The following is a 15,215-nucleotide window of genomic DNA, read 5'->3' on the forward strand; positions in this document are numbered from 1 at the left end:
CAGTCAGTCGGTAGTCCAGTAAGCAGGCCAGCAGGCCAGTAGCCAGGCCGTATCCGGCCGGTTGTTGGCTGTCGGTTGTTCCGGGCGTGCCCCGCGGATGAATCCGCGGGGCACGCCCGAAATTTTTCACGGACATTCATGCGCGTCCGTACGCCCCCGAGTGGCCTACGGCCGTGAGCCGGGTGCCGGGCGTTTCACCGGGCGCCGTCGAGCAGCGCGACCGGATCCGCGCAGAGCAGGTCCACGGCACGACATACGACATCCTGGTCGAAGATGCTCGCGTGGAAAGCCACGGTGACGTACACGTGTCCGTGCAGCTCGGCGAACTGGAAGGTGACATAGTCCGGCTGGCGCTGGGTTGTTGCCGACAGGTAGTAGATATCCGAGGTGTCGCCCCGCCACGGTAGTTTCTCGAATCCGCGCAGCCGTCCGAGATGATTCAGGACCAGGGACGGACGTGCCGGGAAGGGCGCCCGATCGCTCAGAGCCGCGATGCGGCCGACCTGGGCGAAGCCCGTCAGCAGGCTCATCGTGGCCAGCGTACGCCCGTTCGCGGTCGCGGACTCCAGCGCGGCCGACACGGCCACCGGATCACGGGCGTCCGTCGGCTCGACGTAGATTCCAATCGTGAAGTTGCCGTCGAGCCGGCGGCCGGTCGGAAGGAATTTCCGGTTGTCGACGACGGTGTAGAAACCGCCGGCCGCCGGTCGCATGCCCGCCGCTTCCACCGCTGCCCGGACCGCGGCGAAAACCACCATCGTCCGGGTGACCCCGGACGCGTTGCGGACTTTCCACTTACGCAGGTCGGTGAGCGTGCTCCTGGCGAGGACCCCGGAAACCACGGTGAAGTTCGGTTGCCACGGCCGGTGCTGTGTCCCGGCGTCCGGGCCGGGCGCGGCCGGGCGCGGGGTCCGCAGCGTCGCGAGTACCCGCCCGGGTTTCCGGCCGTAGTACTCGCCCAGGGCGCGGGCCAGGGGAAGCCGGGTGGACGGCCGGTGCAGGCTCAGTGGCGGACGGCCTTCCGCGGCGGCCAACAGCAGCTCGGCGCCGGTGTCGAGGCCGAGCCGGGCGTCCCCGAGCGGGTGGGACAACGACATCGCCAGCGAGTCGCGGCCGACCGCGATCCGAAAGGGGATGTCGTCGACGTGTGCGTCGTACTGCCGTATCAGTAACCGTTCCGGCCCGCCGTCGTCGACGTCGTCATCGAGTGCCGTGACCATCCGCTCACAGTGGCTGTCGAGTTCGTGGCCCGTCACCGGGCGCCACCGGTGGTAGCCAGGATCGGGCCGGCGGAACAGCCGGTGGTCGGGAGCGATCCAGGCGAGTTCCCGCATGGTCGCGCGGACCGTGTCGACGTCGGGTAGGTCCAGTGGCCCGGTGACGAAGACGGAATGGGCGCCGATCCACATTCGGTCACGTCCGGCCACGCGTTGGGACCGTGTTCTGCCTGGCATCGCCGATTTACCTCCGGTGTGGTTGTCCGCCGTCCTGCCAGCAACGCCGCCGTCCGCTCAGCGGGGGGACGCGAACTACCTGGCGGTGCCGTTTTGACGGGAGAACGACATGGCTGGTGCCGTTATGTGTTCGGTCGGCAACGGATACAGGTGTCCGTCGGCGGGCCGGGTATCCCGACGCCGACAACTCGTCCCGAAGACAAACGGGCATGCTGGCAAACGAACATGTTGGCAAACGAGCATGCCCGGCAAACGGACATGGTCGGCAAACGGACATGGCGCCGCGCGCCGCGCCGCCGGTGCCGTTGACATCGTATCCCGCCGTATCCCGCTGTATCCGGTCGGTCAGCCGGCACGGTGATGACATCCGACCAGCGTTCATTGCTTTGAGTGATTGAATCGCTACTATCGGAGCGATTGTTTGGACGGTGGGTGGGGTGAGACCGTGCCGCGAACCCGCGCCGCGACTGGTACGCGTGAAGGAGGTGGCTGTGCGTCGTGAAAAGCTCTGGGAGCAGCTCAGGCTCGAGTTCTGGATGCTCGTGTGGGGAACCAACGTCAATGGTATAGGCGGGTCTTTTCTCGTCCCGCGTCCGCTTCGCTTCCTGCTCTATCGTCTCGGTGGCGTGCAGACCAGGACGATGAACATCCTGCCGGGCTCCGTCGTCGGTCATCGCGCGAGCTTTGCCTGCGGATCAGGGATGGGCTCGATGTGTTTCATCGAAAATTCGGCACCGGTACGGATCGGTGAACGAGTCAAGATATCACCCAGGTCACGATTCTGACCTCCACGCATGACGTGGTCAATGGTGAGGTCAGCAGCGAGGTGGTGGCCAAGCCGGTTGCCATCGGGAACGACTGCTGGCTCGGCAGCAGGGTGATCGTGATGTCTGGCGTGACCATTGGCCATCATTGTGTGATTGCCACCGGTTCGCTGGTCAACAGGGACTGCAAGCCCTACGGGCTTTACGCTGGATCGCCCGCCCGCCGGGTTCACGACCTAGCCCCGGAGGAGGCCACTGCCCCGCGGGAGAGCCCCGCCCCGCGGGAAAACCCCGTCCCGGAGACACTCGCCGCATCGCTGACGTCCGTCACGGTGTCTCCCAGCGCACCAACACCCCCGGTTACCGCGTCCACGGCTGCGAAGGCGTAGCCGGGGCACGGCCCAAAGCGCCCGGGACAGCTGTTTGCGATCAGGATGTTCCCGTCATTCGGGCTGGTTCTGCCGTGACGGCCGATGCTGGTCGGTGCTGGGGGGCGGGCGGTTGGCCAGGGCACGCCTGGTGGACGGCCGCAGACGCACGGTGCTCTCGTCCGGCAGGCGCTCCAACCGGCTGGGCCGGTGCCAGATGGAGATGGTCCGCTCGTGCGTACGGCGAGCCTCACCGCTGGTGCTGTCCGTGTTGTCGATGTAGCGGGCGAGGTCTCGTTCGTCGATCGGACGGAGCAGCTCGAGCGGGTAGAAGCTGGCGGCCATTCGCTGGTACACGCCGGTGAGCGGTGTGGTGGTGTTCGCCTGGGGGCTGGCCATCGCGATCGTGGCCCTGGGCTCGCGCCAGACCACCGCCAGCGGTGGCAGGGTGATCACGGCTTCCAGCACCACCGCCAGCAGCCAGCCCCAGCACAGGCCGTTCACCCCGCCGAGATGGCCACCGACGAGGGCGAAAACAATCTCCATGGCGGTTCCGGCGCCGACCACTCGCAAGGCGGATCCCAGCCGTCCCTGCACCCGCCGCAGCGAGACATAGTGATCTTTGATCACCAGGGGTACCCCGGCGAGCATCATGATCCGGAACGCGCTGACGGCCACCCCGCTGGTGTAGGCGCCACCGAAGATGGTCATGACAAGACTGGCGCAGGGCGCCGCGATCAGGAAGGTGGCGACGGCCGCCACGAGTCCCAGCGGCAGGGTCGAGCGGATCTTCGCCAGTGCCTGTTCCTCGTTCTGCCCGGACTGCGCGAACACGGCGATGGCCAGCGCGAACGGAATGATGAAGAAAAAGGTCGCGGCAAGGCGCGCGGTCGTGAAATAGGCGGTGTCCGCGGCGGTCGCGGCGAGCGCGGCGAGAATGGGCAGCAGCAGGGTCGGCAACTGCAGTGCCAGGTTGAGCAGGTGGTGCCCACCGGCTTCCTTACGCATCTCCCGCAGCTGTCGGAGCCCGGCGAACCGCTGGCGGGGGGTGGCCGCGGCGCCAGCGCCGTCCGGTGACCGTTCCTCCGGCGCGGGCCGGCGGAAGTAGCGGTAGCAGACCGGCAGGGACAGGGCCATGCCGGCCACCCAGGACAGGTAGAGATCCAGCCCGGACGTCCAGCCGATGACCACGAACACCGGGATCAGCCCGAGCTTGACCACCGACGTGACGACGTTGCGGACGAACTGCACGGCCCCCCGCGCCGCCGACAGCAGCGCGAAGTCCAGGGTGGAGGTCACCGCGAACAGGACGACCCCGACGCAGAACAGCACGGCGGCGAGCACGCTCGAGCTGACCGGGCGCAACGTCTCGGACAGGAACGGAGTGACCCCGGTCCACACCAGCGCGAGCAGGCCGGAGGTGACCCCGACAACGGCGATGGACGCCCGCATCAGCCGGAGGCGGTCCGACTCCCGTTCGACCGTGGGGAGCTTGGCCATCAGCAGCGTGCCCAGGCCGAGCATCCCGACGGAACCGAGGACCGTCATAGCCGCGATGGCCGCCGACCCCACCCCGACCTCGTGGACGGCGTAGGTGCGTGCGGCCAGGGACCAGAACACCGCCCCGAGGACGGATGTCACGATCTGCGTCCCCACCATGGACATCGCGATCGCCAGCAGCTGCGCGAGACCGGCGTGACCGTGCCTGGTCTCCTCCGGCGGTGGGCTTTCGGCAGCCCTCGCCACGGGCGCGGTCGCCGTGATGTCGGTCGTGATGCCTGCCGTGGCAGTACTGCCCACGGTGATGCCGTTCGCGGTGATGTCGTTCGCGGGCGGGCCGGCGGTGGCGCCGCTGTTGACGCCGACGATGTTCCTGTCAGCATTCCTGCCAGCGCGATTCCCGTCAGCGCTGTTCATGGCGGTGTTGGCGCGACTGTCCCGTCCGCCGTGCTGATCATTACTGTGGATGGTCCCGGGCGGATCGTGTCCACTGGCGGACGGTGGCGCGTCATGCGTGGGCCCGGTAGGCGTCTGCGAGCGCGCCGGCGCAGTCGTCCCAGGTGGGCAGGTGCGTGGACGGCGTGCCATGGCCGCTGGCCCCGGCCGGTGTGTTCCCGGTGTTCCCTTCCGCGGTCACCTCCGCTCCCGCGGTGGTCCGGGCGGTCAGGTGGCGGAGCAGGGTCGCGGCGACTGTGCGCGGGTCCGCCGGGTCGTCGACCCGTTCGGCCAGGCCGCGGTCGGCCAGCTCGCCGAGACCGGTGCTGGGGGCGACCACGACCGGACGTCCGAGCGCGACCGCCTCCATCACGGCGACCGGGTGGGCCTCGTACTCGCTGAGCAGGGCGACCACGTGCGCGCCTGCCAGCAGGTCGGTCATGGCCTGGCGTTCGGCCGGCGGGACGAAGGTGAAGCTGACCTGGTCGGCCACGCCCAGCCGGGCGGCCTGGGTCCGCAGTTCGTCCTCGTAGGGACCGCGTCCCACCAGTACCAGCCGGGCCCGCGGTTCCCGCTCGAGCAGGGTGGGCAGCGCGGCGATCAGGTGGTGCTGGCCCTTGTACTTCTCGAACCGGCCTACCGAGACCACGGTCGGCGCGTCGGCGTCGGGCCGGATGTCGGTGGTGGTGCTGGCGGGCTCGACGCCGTTCGGGACGACCCGCAGCCGGTCGACGGCCACCCGTGCCAGCCGGGCGAACATCTCCTTCTCGAACTCCGCGACGCATACCACCTGCCGGGCGCGGCGCAGCAGCGGGCCGAGAGCGCGCCACTGGGCGCCCCGCAGCCGGTGGCGGATGGCCGACGAGTGGCCGCCGGTGTGCGGGCTGACCAGGTAGGGCGTGCCGGCCGCGAGCGCGGCGGTCATGGCGATGACCGGGACGGCGGTGTGCGCCCCCTGGCAGTGCACGAGGTCATAGTAGCCACCGCCGACCGCCGCGCGGATACGTGGAGCGACGTAGTAGTCGCGCTCCCGTGGCCAGGCGGGCACCCGCCGCACCCGAATCCCCTCGACCACCTCGACGGGGGGCCGGCTGCCGTCACGATCGGTGGTCAGGACGTCCACCCGCAGGCCGGGCATGGCGTTCAGCCGTCGGGCCGTCTCGTAGACATGCGTCTCGATCCCTCCCATGTCGGGGAAGAACCGAGGGGTGACCTGGAGCACGCGAAGTCGTCCGGGCACGGTTACTGCTCCCTCGAGGTGGCGAACGCGGGTGTCAGGGCACGACACGTCGGTAGCGGGTTACGGCTGTGCAAGTTACGGCTGTGCGGGTTACGGCCGGTTGGGCCGGAATGCGGGCGGGACGCCATCGTAAATGCTCTGAGTCATGGAATGGTTATCGACTGTATGATCTTTTCGCCGGCGAGCAGGTGGATCGTGGTCGGGGCGGGAACCGCCGCGTTCTCCACGGCTACGTCGACCTTGTCCCTGTCCGGTGCCAGCGGCGTCCGCCAGTGCCGGCCCACACTGTTGATCACCTCCAGCGTGAGATCGCCGCTGTCGCTGTCGGCCCGGGTGACGGTGACCGCCAGGCCCGACTGGGTCCGGACGGCACCGAGCGCTGTCACCGGCTCGTTCGTGGTCGTCTCGTCCGACCACCACGACAGGCCGATCGCCAGGGCGAGGATCAGGACCGGGACGGACACCAGCAGCGCGGCCCGGCGAGGGCCCGTCCGCCAGCCCCCGGCCGTCCAGGCAGCCGGCCGCCAGCACTCCACATACCAGGGCAGGCGCTCGCGGAGCCGGACCACGACGGTGGCCGGCCGCAGGCCGCCGACGGCGGCGAGGGCCACCGCCACGGCACCGAACAGCAGGTCGTAGGCGAGCGGGTTGCCGGCGTGCCCGACCGCGGCCACCACCAGCGAGCCGACCATCAGCCCGGCGACGGTGAGCAGCAGCAGCGCGGCGATGTTCGCCGGGGGATCCGACCGGGAGACGAGCGGGGAGCTCACCCGAGAACCGTCCACCGCACGGTCGCGCTCACCGGAACCGTGCGCGCCGGGGCTGTTGTTGCCACGGCTGGTCCCGGCTCTGGCGCTCCGGGCGAGAATCGCGTGCAGGCCGGCAACGCCGAGCGCGAGGATCGCGATTCCGAGGACGGTCTGTGCGAGGGCCGCCACGGCGCTCACCGGGCACCTCCCGCGGGCTGCGGTGCCGCCGGTGTTGCCCGCGGGGCTGTCGCCTGCGGGGCTGGAGACGCTGCAGCGGCTGCCGCTGGCGCTGCAGCCCCGAGGGCGGTGACGTCGTATATCTTCACCGGCCCGTTGTCGTAGACCTTCACCGAGCCCCGCTGGGTGTCGAACTTCGCCAGCATCGCCGCTGTCAGCCGGGTACCCATGGGTGCCTCGCCGTTCTCCGTGTAGAACGTCTCGTGCGGGAGGCCGTCGGCGAGCCGGGTGTCGACGATGACGTACTGGATGCGACCGACCGCGATGACCGCGCGTTCGTAGTCGCCGAGGGTGGTGCTGAAGTAGAGCGGCCCGGCGCTCGCCCCGCTGGCCAGACCGGTGACGAGCCACTGGCGGCCGATGCTCATCAGCCAGGTCCCGGTCTCGCGGTCGCCCGCGATCCGGCTGCCCGCCGGCAGTTCGGTGTTCGCCCACCTGGTGGCGGCGACCACGTACGGGTCGATGGAACGCCCGTCGGCGATCACCAGGTAGGGCCCGGGCATCCGTGACCAGTCCGCGCCCGAACCCAGGACCGTCCCACCGATGAACACGAAGATCGCGAACGCGCCGGTGAGCCGCCGCAGGAACCCCTGCCTGGTCGCGCGGCGGGTCGCCAGGTAGCTGGCGACGGTGAGGCCCAGCACGGCGGCGATGCCGAGGTAGACGAAGGTGGACAGGCGGGTGGACAGCTCGGCTGTGCGCGGCGTGACGGTGCCCGCCATCGACAGTGGGAACGCCAGGTGCATCAGCCGCAACAGCCGGTACAGCGTCGCCTGCCGGCCGTCGGTCTGCGGCCGGAACCTGAACGGGCCGAGCGGGACGATCGACACCGACCACAGCAGGGTGGTGCCGAGCAGCGCGACGATCTGCCAGGTCGGGGTGGGCGTGCCGGCCGAGTCGGTGAACATCTTGCGGCTCTTGGTCTCACCGCTGGCGACACTGCCGGCCTGGTGGAAGCTTTCCGACAGGATGGGGCCCAGATAGTCGCGGAGCATCGAGATGTTGACCAGCGCCCAGCCCACGGTCGCCACCAGCCCGACCAGGGTGACACGGGCGAGCACCCTGCCGTCCGCGCGGTCCCGGCGGGCGAACGCGCACAACGTCCATCCGGCGAGCAACCCCACGGCGATCCAGCTTGTGATGTGGTGGGTCAGCGCCAGCGTGATCCACGTCATCACGACCAGCACGCCCGCGGTGACCCGCCCGTACCGGGCACGGTCGACGACGACCAGCAGGAGCAGCACGGTCAGGGCGATGGCCAGGGTCTGGTAGGCGAACTGCGCGTTGAAGAAGAAGAACTGCGGGCTGCAGGAGTAGATCGCCACCCCTACGCCGGCCGCGTAGGCGGACCGGCTCAGGCGCTCGATCAGCAGGAACAGGCCGTACACCAGCAGGACGCGGGCCAGCAGGACGACGCCGATCACGGCCACCTGGTTCGGCACGCCGAGCAGTTGGACGACGGCGTTGGTCAGCAGCTCCAGCCCTGGGAAGCGGGGGCTGACCGGCAGGCCCGGATGCGGGGTGAAGACACCGCCGGTCGCCTGCAGGTCGAGCAGGGTGCGCAGGTGCAGCAGCTCGTCGAACTCGCGGACGGCGGCGATCTGGGTCAGCTCGAAACAGAAGTAGAGGCCGACACCGAGCAGCACCGACACCCGCAGCCGTTCCCGCCGGGAGGTGTCCGTCCGCAGCAGGCGGGCCACGCCGGCGACGAAGACCGTGATCAGCCCGGGCCAGAGCAACGCGGTGCCCACGTCCGGATGCCCACGACGGCCGAGCGCGTAGGACACCGCGACCAGCAGCACCCCAGCGGCCATGACGGTCGCGACGGTGCGGGACCGGTCGGGACCGGTCAGATCATGACTGGCCAGGCCCGCGGTGACGGGCCGCGCGACCGGATGCCCGTCGACGACGGGGACATCGGCCGACCGTGTGCCGGCCGGGTCGTCCCGGAACGCCGGTACCTTCCGCCGCGGCCGCCACGACCACCACGAGCGCCAGTCCAGTAACGGCCCGCGGCTCGTGCCGGTGCCGCCGACCGGCTCGGCGGCCGGCCCGGTGACCGGTTCGAGGAGATCCGCCACCGGGTCGCGCGTGACCACGGTCGTGTCGGAGCCGGTGGCATGCGCGGCCGGTGGCTGTGTGCTCTCCTCCACCCGGTCATTGTCGTGGACGCCGTGTCTCGCGTGGGTGATGGATCCGACGGTGTGCCCGGGCACGAACTCCGTGATGACAGTGGTGTCGGCATGTTCCCGCGGCCCGCCTCCGCCCGTCGGCACGGCGTTGTCGACCGTGCTGACGCGGGTCGTGTCGTCGTTGGCCGTGCTGTCCGCGCTGGGCGTCCGGGATCTGCCGGACCGGGCCCTGATGATCCGGGTTTCGGTGGGCCGGGTTTCGGTGGGCCGGGATTCAGCGGGCATGGACCAGGTCTCGGTAAACGGCCTCTATGCGCGGTACCACCTCGCCGGCGGTGAAGCTCGCGGCACGGTCGCGGGCGCGCCGGCCGAGCCGTTGCCGCAGGGACGGGTCGGCGAGCAGCAGGTTCATCGCCGCGGCCAGGGCCGCCGGCTCCGATGGCGGGACGACGACGCCGTCCTCCCCGTCCCGGACCATGTCCGCGATGCCGCCCATCCCGGTCGTGACGACCGGGACACCGGCGGCCATCGCCTCCAGCACCACGGTGGGGCAGGGATCCGGCCAGATGGACGGGACGACGGCGAACGCGGCTCCGGCGAACGCCTGCATGATCTTTTCGTGGTCCCATGGTTCGGCCACGACGACCCCGGCCGGCAGGCGGTCCGGCAGGTGGGGCGTGCGGCGGCCGACCATCAGCAGCGGCGGGCGGTCGGCGGCCAGCCGGGCGTAGGCGTCCAGCAGGATCCCGACGCCCTTGTCCCGGCTGAGATCACCGACGTACAGCAGGTAGCCGCCCGCGGTCATACCGCCGGGGACGGTGTGCGATCTGGTTTCCAGCAGTTCGTCCGGGATGAAGTTCGGGATGACCTCGAAGGGTATGCCGCCGGCGGCAAGGTCGCTGTGTCGGGCGACCGCCGAGCTCACCGCGATGATCCGGTTCAGGGCGAGCCGGCGCAGGGCACGGCCGCCCTGGTTGCCGGCGACCGTGGCGAGGCCGACCGGCCCGCCGTAGTGGTCGTGGGCGCAGCGGACGCACCGTCGTGGCGACGGGCCGGCGCACACCTGCTGGCCGAGGTACATGAAGCGCTTGGTGGCGCAGACATGGCTGTAGTCGTGCAGGGTGAGCACCATCGGCGCGCGGGTCGTCAGGCGCAGCGGCGTGAGGCTGTTGACGATCCAGTTGTGCGCGTGGATGACGTCGGGGCGCTCCTCGACGATGACGCGCCGCAGTGCCCGGGCCACCGCCGGGTCCGGCAGCGGCGGCGCGTAGAGCCGGTCGCCCTCCCCGTACAGGAAGGGCAGCGACGCGGTGATCGGCCGGATGGTCCGGACACGCATCCCGTCCCGGGTTGCCGTCCCCGTTTTGTCACCGAAGGTGACCACGGTGACTTCGTGACGGTCGGCCAGACGCCGGCCGAGATTGTGGACGTGTCGTTCCTCACCGCCGACGATCGGCGGGAAGAACTGGGCAAGTAGAAGGATCTTCACGAGGTGGGTCCTCCGGCCGGGTGTGCCTGACCGCCCCTGTCGTCGGCCCTGCCGCGGCGGGCGGCGACCGGTTGCAGCAGGCGGCCGTGCAGATATCCGGCGGCCGTGAGCACGAGCCCCGAGACGATGCTCGCGGCGCCGCGGCGCCGGCCGGGGGTGCGCATGTCGCGCCAGACGGCGCGGGGGAGCGTCCGGTACACGTAGGTGCGTTCCGTGGCCAGGGCGTCCGCGCTGCCGACCTGCCCCGAGATGATCGCCTTCGACCGTCCCTCGGCATAGCAGCGTTTGCGGAAGTACGTGAAGGAAGCCCGTGCCGGCGTGACGCGGTGGTGCACCAGCGCGCGCGGCTCGTAGAGGATGGTCGCCTGTGGGTCGGCCTGCCGCAGCCGGATGCCGAGCTCGGTCTCCTCGCACCCCAGCGGGGTGGACCCGATCCGGCCGATGCCGTCGCTGAAGCCGCCGACCCGGTCGAAGACGCTCCGGCGGAAGGACATCGCCGCGCCGATGGGATTGCGGACCGGCTGGGCGGAGGTGGGCAGGCCCTCGTAGCTGCAGCCGACCACCCAGTCGAACTCGGGGGGGAACCACGCCGGCCGGCCCGGAGCCGGCCAGGTCGGCACGGCGGCACCGCCCACACCCTGCACGGTCGGCTCCGCGTACGGGGCCAGCAGGTGCTCGAGCCAGTCGGGTGCGCCGTGGGCGTCGTCGTCGAGGAACACCACGATGTCACCGCGAGCGGCCCGCACGCCGGTGTTACGGGCCGCGGACAGACCCCGGGCGCCGGTGTTCGCGAGCACCGTCACCCCGTCGAAGGTGGCCCGGGCGCGGGCGAGCAGGGCGTCGTTGTGATCGACGACCAGGATGATCTCGTGTGCTGTCGTCCGCTGGTGGCGGACGCTCGCGATGGCGGCGACCAGGTCGTCCCAGCGTTCGAGGGTGTACGCGCAGATCACCACGGACGCGGCCAGCGCCGCCGGGGGCGTGCTGATCTGCGCTTCACCGTCCGCGGGCCGCGCGGTGGTCACGGGTCGTGCCGCGTCCACGGGCCGCGCCGTTGCGGCGGGTCGCGCCGTGACGATCCCGACGGGATGGGCCTGTGCGGGGATCACCGGGGCCGGTACGGCAGCCGTCGCACCGGCGGCTGCCGTACCGGCCGCTGCCTGGGAGGGGCCGGGGGCTGGATGTGAGTCGTCGGCTCCGCCCGGGGTGATGCCGGTGGATGCCGTCACGCGCATTCCGCCTCGGAGCCGACCGCACCCACGGTGCCCATAGCGCCCACACCCGCGTCAGCTTCGGAAACCTCCAGGCGGACGCCTTCCGGGGTCTCGCCGCGTGCCTGCTGGGGCCGCAGGACGGTCAGGTTCGGGCCGACCGCGGCCGCCGTGGACCAGCGCGGTACCAGCCTCCGCCGCCGGCCGCGCGAGCCGCGGGATTCGACCAGAATGGTGCGCAGGACCCGCAGGCCGTCGGAAAAGGCGTTGAGGTTGCTGACTCCGTGAATACGGGGGTGCTCGAAGCTCGGTACTTCCACCACGCGCAGCCCGGCGCGGGCCACCCGCATGTTGATAACGGTCTCGACCTCGAAGCCGTCTCCCCATTCATAGGTGTCGGAATGGTTGCCCGGATCCAGGCTGAGGGCGGGCAGGCAGTGCCGCCAGAACGCGTTGTAGCCGTAGCAGAGGTCCGAGTACCGGCAGTCCAGGAAAATGTTGACGAGGCCGCTGAGGAAAGAGTTGCCGGCCCGCCGCATACGGGTGATGTCGTTGCTGCCGCCACCGTTGATGAAACGGGATCCCTTTGCGAAGTCCGCGCCGGCGGTGAGAGCCCGGACGAACTCGCCGATCTCCGCGGGGTCGGCCGAGCCGTCGGCGTCGAGCATGACGATGATGTCGCCGCTGGCCGCGGCGAAACCGCACGCGAGCGCGTTTCCCTTACCGCGACGGGTCTGGTTGACAATTATGATGTCAGGACGCAGCGACTGTGCGACCGCGACCGTGTCGTCGGTCGATCGGCCGTCGACGAGGACGATTTCGGCGTCGGCGGGCAGGTTCTTGAAGACATGCGGAAGATTGCGCGCCTCGTTGAGCGTCGGAATGATGACGCTGACAGTCGGAATCTTGACAGTCGTCGATAGGTCCGAGCGTCCGGACACCTGTTCCCCCCAGTAACTGGATGTCGGGATGCACCGTGGGCCAGGTAGACCCGAGCCGATGTGGTGCCCCCAGTTCGCTGTCGGCTTTTTCCCTGCGGTGATCGCCGTTTCAGTAGTTTGATCCGGCGCTTCCTGACGGCGTGCTGTGACTGTCGTCGCATGTCCCCCCCGGGCGCAGGATCGACAGCCGTCATCACGAGTCTATTGCGTCATCTCCCGCCGTTGGACGTTCGTGATCTTCTGGTCGGCCAAAGGTGCCACGGATCAGTGTTCCGCGAGCGGGCGGGAGCCGCAAGGACTGTATGGCCGCCGCTGTTGGTCGCGGGGATCACTGGGGCACTCATGATCCAATTGATTGGCGATGATCCAACTGATTGACGAGAGTTCGCGGTCAAGAATTTAGCATCGCCCCTGGAGGGAGTCCCGGTCGGGCGGGGCGCAAAAATATTGTTTGCATGTTGTTTACAAGTTGTTCATTTTTGCGTGGCGGAAGTTCTGAAAGTGAATCGCGATCTACTGGAATTGTGACAACGATATTGCTCGGCGCAGTTTAAATAACTAAGAGTAGCGAAATGTTCGCATGGAGTTCCGACGGGCAAGACGCTGGGCAAGGGCCCGGGCCGCCCCGGTTGTCGCCGCCCTCGGATGCCCGCACAAATTCCTCTCGTGTCCGCATGTCTGGTGTCCGGATGGCGACAATGCGTTGTCCTGATCTTACATTCCGGTCCGCTGCTGATTCCTGTGACGAATTTCACCGTCACTCGCGGAGTCCTTTGCAGTCTATGTCGGCCCACCATCTGAATAACGTGTTCCAGATAACGTGCTCTGGCTATTTCTGCCAACAGGATAATTATTATGATATTTTTATACCCTGGCAGTCCGGGAGTCGGGAGGCCCAACTGGGTCGGAGTCGGTGGATCTTCGTATCGGGCGGGGCGCACCCGGACGGCCGACATCCGTCGGGTCCGGGCCCCGCTAAGAACGCGGGTGGGCGCGGGAGAAAGCAGGGCACGGGCAGCGTCCGCAGTCCGACCCGGGGCGGTAATGCCGATGGTCGGCACGAGGATGACCACAGCGACAGGTTGTCCACCATTGGGCCAGGCAGCCTCTGGCGGATCTTCGACCGCGCGGACCGCCGCCCGCGTCGAGCGCTGCCTGGTGGCACCGGCGTTCCCACAGCCCACGATGTGCATCTACGAGCACACTGAAAACGGTACCGGATATCTGTCCGGTACCGTTCCGGCGAGCCGTCTAGCCGGTCGCTAGCCGGTCGGCCGGCGGGGATTCCCAGGTGGCCTGAGGTTTCGTTCGTGTACGCGCCGGGTAACTTGCGCGCGTCGCGCGCGGATCGCGGCGATGAGGACAACGGCCGCGAAACCCAGCAAAAGGACGGGAGCTCGCAGAATCAGGTCAGATCCGATATTGATCGCCTTGCTCTTCAGCCCACCGCCGCCGTTGCCCGACGATCGGGTGAATCCGACACCAACGGCGATCAGCGCATAGACCAGCGGTGGCGCGATGACGATCCCGAGGAAGTCGTCGGAATGCACCCGGGCGGTGGCGAGGATGCAGCCGGCGACGAACAGGACGCCGAAGGCGGCTCCCGGGGAGCCGGACAGCGCCACGTCGATGGCCGCGCCGACCGTCCCGGCCAGGATGAGCAGGAGAGCCGCGCCGAGCACGGTCAGACCGCGTCGGCTGCCCATCACCACGGTGGGTGCCTCGCCGCCGCGTCGGCCCTGGGCACGCCCGCGCCGAACGTCTGGTGGGCCGACACCTCTGGCGCGGCCGGACGGACCGGTCGACGAACGACGAGGTGGCGAGTTCACTTGGGCAAGGTACCGCCCGGCGTTGCCCCAGGTGTCACCGGCGAGTGTCGTTATCGCGCGGGACAGTCGGGCGCATCACTTTCAGTGCTACCGCTAAACTTTCGGCGACCTTCGGTGCTCCTCGGTGACATCATCCGGGCGTACCATCCGCCCTGCCCGCAAGTTCGGTCGCGGACAGGGCTCGTACGCCGGTTTCCACCGGCGACGGTGTCGCCAGGACGTTTTCCACCACCTCCATGGCGGCAAGCCGGCGCGCCGGCACCAGTACGCGGCTCTCCAGGGATCCCACCGCCGTGTTGAAATCGGTCACCGTCCGGCTGAGTGAACGGCCGAGCCGGTCGACATGCTCACCGAGGGTGCCGAGGCGGGTGTAAAGATCCCTGCCCAGTTCGAAGATCTCCCTGGTCCGGCTGGTGAGCGCCTCCTGGGTCCACGCGTGGGCGACCGTGCGCAGCATCGCGATCAGAGTGGTCGGGGTCGCGATGACGACCTTTTTCGCGGCGGCGTGCTCCAGCAGCGTCGGGTCCTTCTCCAGCGCCGGCGCGAGGAACGCCTCGGCCGGCACGAACAACACGACGAACTCCGGGCTGGTGGCCAGGTGCCGCCAGTACGCCTTGGCGCCGAGCGCGTCCACGTGCGCTCGCAGATGCCGGGCGTGCGCGGCCAGCCGTTCGTCCCGGAGCCGCTCGTCGCGAGCCTCGGTGGCCTCGAGAAAGGCCAGCAGCGGCACTTTGGCGTCCACGATGATGTTCCTGCCGCCCGCGAGATGGACGACCATGTCCGCCCGGCCCTGTCCGCCGGGGTGGTCAACGGCCGACGGCCACCGGCGGTCGGCGGCCGACAGGCGACGCGGTCGGCACCGTAGA

12 protein-coding genes are annotated in these 15,215 nt (G+C 69.4%); 2 read left to right on the forward strand and 10 right to left on the reverse strand.

The annotated features are described in order from the left end of the window. Window positions 1–194 precede the first annotated feature (194 nt). A complete protein-coding gene (locus FSYMDG_RS04010) occupies window positions 195–1,427 on the reverse strand; it encodes a hypothetical protein (RefSeq protein ID WP_131772136.1) in 1,233 nt (410 codons plus the stop codon). Between the two features lie 518 nt (window positions 1,428–1,945). Here FSYMDG_RS04010 and FSYMDG_RS25770 point away from each other — a divergent pair. Both FSYMDG_RS25770 and FSYMDG_RS29960 read left to right on the forward strand, forming a co-directional pair. Further along, window positions 1,946–2,239, forward strand: a complete 294-nt coding sequence (locus tag FSYMDG_RS25770) for a hypothetical protein (RefSeq protein WP_131772137.1) — start codon at window positions 1,946–1,948, stop codon at window positions 2,237–2,239. Between the two features lie 44 nt (window positions 2,240–2,283). Continuing rightward, window positions 2,284–2,607, forward strand: coding sequence for an acyltransferase (locus tag FSYMDG_RS29960; RefSeq protein WP_431307070.1), 324 nt, complete (start codon window positions 2,284–2,286; stop codon window positions 2,605–2,607). A gap of 54 nt (window positions 2,608–2,661) precedes the next feature. Here FSYMDG_RS29960 and FSYMDG_RS04015 read toward each other — a convergent pair whose 3' ends face one another. The 9 genes from FSYMDG_RS04015 to FSYMDG_RS04055 all read right to left on the reverse strand — a co-directional run bounded on the left by FSYMDG_RS04015 (window position 2,662) and on the right by FSYMDG_RS04055 (window position 15,193). Beyond that, entirely contained in the window at window positions 2,662–4,503 is a 1,842-nt protein-coding gene (locus tag FSYMDG_RS04015) for a lipopolysaccharide biosynthesis protein (RefSeq protein WP_013872308.1), read from the reverse strand. Window positions 4,504–4,594: 91 nt separating this feature from the next. Next, window positions 4,595–5,761: a glycosyltransferase family 4 protein gene (locus FSYMDG_RS04020; protein ID WP_013872309.1), complete on the reverse strand. Its 1,167-nt coding sequence runs from the start codon at window positions 5,759–5,761 to the stop codon at window positions 4,595–4,597. Between the two features lie 143 nt (window positions 5,762–5,904). Continuing rightward, window positions 5,905–6,708: a hypothetical protein gene (locus tag FSYMDG_RS04025; RefSeq protein ID WP_013872310.1), complete on the reverse strand. Its 804-nt coding sequence runs from the start codon at window positions 6,706–6,708 to the stop codon at window positions 5,905–5,907. Further along, window positions 6,705–9,164 (reverse strand): hypothetical protein, encoded by a 2,460-nt coding sequence (locus tag FSYMDG_RS27120; RefSeq protein ID WP_013872311.1) that lies wholly within the window; start codon window positions 9,162–9,164, stop codon window positions 6,705–6,707. Before FSYMDG_RS27120 ends, FSYMDG_RS04025 begins: the two co-directional genes overlap by 4 nt. Further along, complete coding sequence (locus FSYMDG_RS04035) at window positions 9,154–10,368, reverse strand: glycosyltransferase family 4 protein (RefSeq protein ID WP_013872312.1); 1,215 nt, start codon at window positions 10,366–10,368, stop codon at window positions 9,154–9,156. The genes FSYMDG_RS27120 and FSYMDG_RS04035 overlap by 11 nt, the downstream gene beginning before the upstream one ends. Beyond that, window positions 10,365–11,603 carry a glycosyltransferase family 2 protein gene (locus FSYMDG_RS04040; RefSeq protein ID WP_013872313.1) on the reverse strand — a complete coding sequence of 413 codons (1,239 nt, stop codon included), beginning with the start codon at window positions 11,601–11,603 and terminating at the stop codon, window positions 10,365–10,367. The genes FSYMDG_RS04035 and FSYMDG_RS04040 overlap by 4 nt, the downstream gene beginning before the upstream one ends. Then, complete coding sequence (locus tag FSYMDG_RS04045; protein ID WP_013872314.1) at window positions 11,594–12,520, reverse strand: glycosyltransferase family 2 protein; 927 nt, start codon at window positions 12,518–12,520, stop codon at window positions 11,594–11,596. Before FSYMDG_RS04045 ends, FSYMDG_RS04040 begins: the two co-directional genes overlap by 10 nt. 1,262 nt (window positions 12,521–13,782) lie before the next feature. After that, a complete protein-coding gene (locus FSYMDG_RS04050) occupies window positions 13,783–14,226 on the reverse strand; it encodes a DUF6542 domain-containing protein (protein ID WP_237702979.1) in 444 nt (147 codons plus the stop codon). A 253-nt stretch (window positions 14,227–14,479) separates the two neighbouring features. Continuing rightward, entirely contained in the window at window positions 14,480–15,193 is a 714-nt protein-coding gene (locus FSYMDG_RS04055; protein ID WP_258165221.1) for a DNA recombination protein RmuC, read from the reverse strand. Window positions 15,194–15,215 lie beyond the last annotated feature (22 nt).

The sequence above is a fragment of the Candidatus Protofrankia datiscae genome (assembly GCF_000177615.2).
Lineage (GTDB): Bacteria > Actinomycetota > Actinomycetes > Frankiales > Frankiaceae > Protofrankia > Protofrankia coriariae.

Coding starts and splice junctions, on each gene's coding strand:
- FSYMDG_RS04015 (WP_013872308.1), bottom strand. CDS start 4,503: ATGAACAGCGCTGACGGGAATCGCGCTGGCAGGAATGCTGACAGGAAC.
- FSYMDG_RS27120 (WP_013872311.1), bottom strand. CDS start 9,164: ATGCCCGCTGAATCCCGGCCCACCGAAACCCGGCCCACCGAAACCCGG.
- FSYMDG_RS04040 (WP_013872313.1), bottom strand. CDS start 11,603: ATGCGCGTGACGGCATCCACCGGCATCACCCCGGGCGGAGCCGACGAC.
- FSYMDG_RS04050 (WP_237702979.1), bottom strand. CDS start 14,226: ATGGGCAGCCGACGCGGTCTGACCGTGCTCGGCGCGGCTCTCCTGCTC.